At 74.5% G+C, this 5,759-nt stretch carries 4 protein-coding genes; 2 read left to right on the forward strand and 2 right to left on the reverse strand.

What is annotated here, in order from left to right; translation table 11 throughout:
* The first annotated feature begins 111 nt into the window (after positions 1-111).
* A complete protein-coding gene (locus BKE38_RS19035; protein ID WP_076958845.1) occupies positions 112-1,170 on the forward strand; it encodes a DUF2125 domain-containing protein in 1,059 nt (352 codons plus the stop codon).
* A 69-nt stretch (positions 1,171-1,239) separates the two neighbouring features.
* Here the strand turns inward: BKE38_RS19035 and BKE38_RS19040 are convergent, their stop codons facing one another.
* Together BKE38_RS19040 and lysA are read right to left on the reverse strand one after the other, a co-directional pair.
* The gene (locus tag BKE38_RS19040) at positions 1,240-3,813 is read right to left on the reverse strand and encodes a TIGR02302 family protein (RefSeq protein WP_076958846.1); all 2,574 of its coding nucleotides are present in this window, start codon (positions 3,811-3,813) and stop codon (positions 1,240-1,242) included.
* On the reverse strand, positions 3,810-5,153 hold the full coding sequence (lysA, locus tag BKE38_RS19045; protein WP_076958847.1) for a diaminopimelate decarboxylase: 1,344 nt from the start codon (positions 5,151-5,153) through the stop codon (positions 3,810-3,812). The genes BKE38_RS19040 and lysA overlap by 4 nt, the downstream gene beginning before the upstream one ends.
* Before the next feature lie 59 nt (positions 5,154-5,212).
* Between lysA and BKE38_RS19050 the strand changes: the two genes are divergently transcribed.
* Positions 5,213-5,716 carry a 2'-5' RNA ligase family protein gene (locus tag BKE38_RS19050; protein WP_076958848.1) on the forward strand — a complete coding sequence of 168 codons (504 nt, stop codon included), beginning with the start codon at positions 5,213-5,215 and terminating at the stop codon, positions 5,714-5,716.
* Positions 5,717-5,759: the final 43 nt, after the last annotated feature.

Consider the following 5,759-nt stretch of genomic DNA (forward strand, 5'->3'; position numbering starts at 1 on the left):
TGTTTTCATCTCTTCCGTTCTCCTTTCTGCCTTTCGTCTTTCTCTGTTTTTCTTTTACTGCTCCGGCGACCCCCGCCACCTCCCCCCGTAGGCTCGTCGGCAGCGTCAGATGTGTATCAGAGCCAGTCTCCCCGCAGTGCCGCCCGCCAGCGCCGCCGCATCGAGCGCCCGCGCCGTCGCCGCGGCGGCCGCCTGCTGCTCGGCCTCGTGCTGCTGCTGGCCGTCCTCGGCGGCGGCCATTACGCGCTGTGGAGCTTCCTGCTCGGCCGGATGGAGCAGGGCCTCGACCAATGGACGGCGCTGCGCCGCGCCCAGGGCTGGGAGATCGCCCATGCCCCGCCCCGCCGCGGCGGCTGGCCCTTCGCCGCCCGGCTGACCCTGGCCGACTGGCGCATCGCCGGGCCGCAGGGCCTGGCCTGGCAGGCCGACGCGCTGGATGCCGAGCTCCGACCCACCGCCCTCGACCGGCTGGTGCTGCGGCCGCAGGGCCGGCAGGCGCTGCGCCTCGGCGCCACCACCCTGCCCTTCACCGCGGAAGACCTGCAGGCCACCCTGGCCCTTTCCGCCGACGCCCCGCCCGACCGCGCCAGCCTGGACGGCCGCGGCCTGCGCCTGGGCCCGGCCGACGCCGCCGTGGTGATCGACCGCCTGTCCGGTGAACTCGCCACGCCCGGCCCGGCCGAGACCGGTCTGACGCTGGCCCTCGAAGGGGTGGTCCTGCCGCTGCAGACGCCGCTCGGCCCGCGCATCGAGAGCGCCACCCTGGACGCCGCCCTGAACGGCGCCCCGCCCGTGTCCGGCACCCCCGCCGAGCGCGCCGCCCGCTGGCGCGACGCCGGCGGCGCGCTGGAGCTGCGCGGCCTGACCCTGCGCTGGTCGGAGATCGCGGCCAGCGCGGCGGCGACCTTCGCGCTCGATGCGAACCTGCAGCCGGTCGGCGCGGGGACGCTGCGCCTGGCCAATGCGCCGCGGCTGCTCGACGCGCTGGTCCAGGCGGGGATGGTGCCGCAACGCTCGGCCGGCATGGCGCGGGCCATCCTGCCCCTGATGCAGCGGCCGGATCCGAACGGGGGGGCGCCGCAGCTCGAGGTGCCGGTCAGCCTGGAGAACAGGGCCATCTCGGTGGCCAGGCTGAATCTCGGGAGGATCCCGGCCATCGAGTGGAAGTAAGAGTCCGGGGGCATTGAAAGCCCCCGGCCCCCCACATCCGCGCACCGCGGCGATGCCGCGGTGCCTTGCTCAGAACGCCCGCAAAAGGCGATCGATGTAGTCGAGCTCGGTTGGCGGGCGCTCGCGCTCGGCGCCGCGGCGCCGCAGCTCCTCCTGCAGGCGCCGGCTGCGCAGCATCTCGGCCTCCTGCGGCACCTGGGTGTCGCTGCCCTGGTCATTCGCGCCGGGGGCCTCGCGGGTCGGGCGGCCCAGCGGGTCGCGGCCTTGCGCCTGGCCCGTGGCGCGCTCCTGGCCCTGGCCGCCCTGGGCATTGCCCGGGGCCTCCTGCGCCTGGCCCTGGCCTTCGCCCTCTCCCTCGCCCTGGCCGAACTGGCGCTGCATGGACTGCGCCATCTGGCGGCCGCCCTCCTGCAGCTCGCGGATCGCCTGCTGCTGGCTGGGCACCGGGTCGCCGCCCTGGCCCAGCGCCTCCTGCGCCTGGCGCATCGCCTGGTCGGCCCGGCCCAGCGCCTCGGGGATCTCGCCGGTCAGGTCGCCGAACTGCTGCATCAACTCGCCCAGCGCCCGCCGCAGCGCGCGCTGCTGCCGGCCGTCGCGCTGCGCCTCGGCCGCCCGCGCCTCGGGTGTCTCGCCCGGCTGCGCCTGCTGCGGCTGGCCGCGCTGCGCATTCGGGCGGCGCTCGCCGTTGCGCGGCGGCGGCGCTTGGGTCTCGTCGCGGCGATGCGCGCGGTCCAGCATCTCGCCCTGGCGCTGCACCATGTCCTGCACCGCGCCCATCTGCTGCTGGCCGCGCTGCCGCTGCTGCTGCCGCTGGCTGTTGGTGTTGCTGCCCTCGCTGCGCGCCACCCGGCCCTGCTGCAGCGCGTCCAGCATCCGCTCCAGCTCGGCCAGCTCCTGCTGCAGCCGGTCGGTACGGCCCTCCCGCGCGGCCTGCTCCATCTCCTGCGTGCGGCGGTCCAGCTCGCGCTGGTCCATCAGCCGCTGGCTGGGATCGAAGGGCATCGCCTCGGCATTCTCCTGGCGCAGCCGCTCGGCCAGCGCCTCAAGGTGGCGCTGCACCGCCTCGCGCAGCTCCTGCACGCGGCGCTCCAGCTCGGCCCGCGCGGCGGCATCGGGTGGCGTCCGCTCGGCCTCGGCCAGCGCCTCGCGCAGTGCTTCCCGCGCCTCGGCGAGCGCCCGCGCGGTGCGGTCGGTGCGGCCTTCCTCCAGCGCGATGGCGGTCTGCCACATCAGCGCCTGGACTTCCGCCACCGCCTCCGGTCGGCGGTCGCGCTGCAGCCGGTGCCGCGCCACGCGCATCGCCAGGAAGGTGGCGGTGTCGTTCTCGAAATCGTCCGGCTTGGACGACAGCTCGTCCAGCCCGCGCCGCACCGCCTCCCGCGCTTCGGGGTCGAGCGACAGCGCCTTGCGCAGCCCGACCAGGGCGCGCGCCACCGGATGGTTGAAGTCGCGCTCCGGCAGGGTGACTTCCCGCGTCTCGGAGGACCCCTCCTGCCCGGCGCCATCGCGCGCCAGGATGCGCATCCGCACCGCCAGCCCGGCCCAGGGATGCGCCGACAGGTCCGGCTGCGCCAGCCCGCGCTGCTGCCGCGGGTTGGACCCGGCCAGCGGCAGCTCCAGCAGCAGCGGCTCGGCCTCGGGGCGGGCCACCAGCCGCAGCTCGGCCCGCGCGGCGGTGACGCCCCAGTCATCCTCGGCCCGCCAGGGCAGGCGGATGGCCAGGCCACGGCCGGCCGGGCCGGGCGGCTCGGCGAAGGCGGCGGTCGGCGGCGCATCGGCCTGCAGGCTGAAAGTCCACGCGGCGAGCTCCTGGCCGTCGCGACCGAGCGCGATGCGGGCGCCGCGTTCCAGCGGCAGCTCGGCGGCGAAGGAGCCGGCATCCAGCGCCCGCAGCGGCTGCGCCGCCGCATCCACCTTCAGCTCCGGCACGCCGCCGCGGCCGCCCGAGAGGGCGATCTGCAGCCGGCTGCCCTGCGGCACGGTCAGCGTGCCACCCTTGGGGTCGAGGAAGACCGGCGCCGCGCCGGTATAGGCGGGCGGCGTCACCCAGGCCTCCAGCTTCAGCGCGGCGACGGCCACCGGCGCGGCCTGCAGGTTCGGCCAGATCGCCCGCCGCAGCCGCTGCCCGGCATCGCCGCCGGCCATGACGAAGCCCGCCGCCAGCGCCACCACCAGCCCCAGCCGCAAGGCCCGCGGGTCGCGCCGCACCATGTCCGGCCGCGGCCCGCCGACGCGCAGCCGGTCGAGCCTGGCCAGCACCCGCCGCTGATGCGCCTGCCAGAGCGCCAGCGCCGCCGGGTCCTGGGTCACCGCGCGGTCGCGCAGGGTGGAGAGCGGCCGGTGCGTCAGGCCGGAGGCAGCCTCGATCCGCCGCTCGGCCGCGGCATCGCCCGGCCAGGCAAAGCCGCGCGCGCCGCGCCAGATCGCGAAGCCGAAGGCCGCGATGAAGCCGGCCAGCACCAGCAGATGCAGCCAGGCCGGGAGGAACGAAAAAACGCCCGCGAAGGCGACGGTCAGGAAGATCCCGACGACGCCGAGGGCGGGCCACAGCCGGGGCCAGAGGCTCTCCCAGCCGAGCGCCAGGCGCGCGAGCCGCCGCCCGTGCGCCAGGCGACGGGACAGCGGATCGCGCGCTTCCGTCACGGGGCCAGCCAGTCCGGGAGGCGCTGATGCGCCAGCAGGTCCTCAGGCATCTGCCGGGGCCGCACGACGGCGAAGCGGTTGCCGTCCACCAGCACCTCGGCCGCCAGGGGTCGGGCGTTGTATGTGCTGCTCATCACGGCACCATAGGCACCCGCATCCAAAAATGCGATGAAATCGCCGGGAGCCATCAGCGGCATGGCGCGGCCGCGGGCGAAGGTGTCGCCGCTCTCGCAAACGGGGCCCACGATATCGGCCGGCATCGCGTCATCGGCGAAGCGCACCGGGTCCAGCGGCACGATGCCGTGCCAGGCCTCGTACATCGCCGGGCGGATCAGGTCGTTCATCGCGGCGTCGGCCACCAGGAAGCGGCGGTTCGAGCCCTGCTTCTGCAGCACGATGCTGGCCAGCAGCACGCCGGCGGGGCCGGCGATCCAGCGCCCCGGCTCCAGCATCACCGGCAGGCCGAGCCCGCCCAGCGTCGCCTTGATCGCACCCGCCAGCGCCTCCGGCGGCGGCGCCACCTCGTCGCGATAGGGGATGCCCAAGCCCCCGCCGCAATCGACCCGCTCCACCGGCAGGCCGCTCGCGCGGAAGCCGCGGATCATCTCGGCAAGCCGCGCATAGGCGGCGTGGAAGGCGGCGACGCCCTCGGTGATCTGGCTGCCGATATGCGTCGCGATGCCGATCGGCCGGATGCCGGGCAGCGCCGCCATGCGGGCATAGAGGGGTGCGGCATCCTCGAAGGCGATGCCGAACTTGTTCTCGGCCTTGCCGGTGGTGATCTTGGCGTGGGTCTTGGCGTCCACGTCGGGGTTCACCCGCAGCGCCACCGGCGCCAGCACCCCCATCTCCGCCGCGATGGCCGAGATCATCGCGATCTCCTCCACGCTCTCGGCATTGATCTGGAAGATGCCCTGGCCCAGCGCGAAACGGATTTCCTCTGCCTTCTTGCCGACGCCCGAGAACACCGTCCGGCTGGCGGCGATGCCGGCCGCCATGGTGGCGCGCAGCTCGCCGACGCTGACGATGTCGGCCCCCGCCCCTTCGGCCGCGAGCACCCGCAGCACGGCCTGGTTGTCGTTCGCCTTGGTCGCGTAATGCACGCTGGCGTTCAGCCCGGCGCCGTCGAGGGCCGCTTTCAGCGCGCGGTAACGGCGGCGCAGCGTGCCGGCGGAATAGACCCAGGTCGGCGTGCCGACTTCCCGCGCGATGCGGGACAGCGGCACCTCCTCCATCACCAGGCCGTCCTGCGCATGCATGGACAGGCCCGGGCGGGCGGCGATCAGATCGGCGAAATTCGGGTCGGCGCTGTCAGGCGCGACAGGGAGCGGAGCGGCCATCCGCCCATTCTACGCCAGCCACCCCTGGCGGCGCCACGGCCAAGCCCCATGATGAACGCATGGCCGCACCCGACCCGCTGATCCTGACCCTGACCCTCGACCCGGCGAGCTTCGCCCGCCTCGACGCCCTGCGCCGGTGCCACTTCCCGCCCGAGCGCAACCAGCTGTCCGCCCACCTGACCCTGTTCCACGCCCTGCCCGGCGACGCCTTGGACGAAGTCCGCGCCAACCTGTCAGTCCTGGCCGGCGGCACGCCCCCCATGCCGCTGCGCTTCACCGGGTTGCGCAGCCTGGGCCGCGGCACCGCCGTGGTGGTGGAAAGCCCCGCCCTGGTCGCGCTGCGCGGCATGCTGGTGGGCGCCTGGCACAGCCGCCTGACACCCCAGGACCGCCAGGGATTCCGCCCGCATGTGACGATCCAGAACTTCGTCACGCCCGACACGGCCCGGGAACTGGTGGCGGGTGGGCTGGAGGCCTTCGAGGGTGCCGGGACCGGGATGGCGCTGTGGCACTATCGCGGGGGGCCTTGGGAAGCGGTCGAAGAATTCGAGTTCAAGAAGTAGGCCAGGGGAATGAATTCCCCTGGACCCCATCTTTTTTCTGTTC

This window comes from Teichococcus deserti, assembly GCF_001982615.1.
Lineage (GTDB): Bacteria > Pseudomonadota > Alphaproteobacteria > Acetobacterales > Acetobacteraceae > Pseudoroseomonas > Pseudoroseomonas deserti.

Bases quoted from the DNA above. Each gene is read 5' to 3' on its own strand.
- lysA (WP_076958847.1), bottom strand. From the start codon at position 5,153: ATGGCCGCTCCGCTCCCTGTCGCGCCTGACAGCGCCGACCCGAATTTC.
- BKE38_RS19050 (WP_076958848.1), top strand. From the start codon at position 5,213: ATGGCCGCACCCGACCCGCTGATCCTGACCCTGACCCTCGACCCGGCG.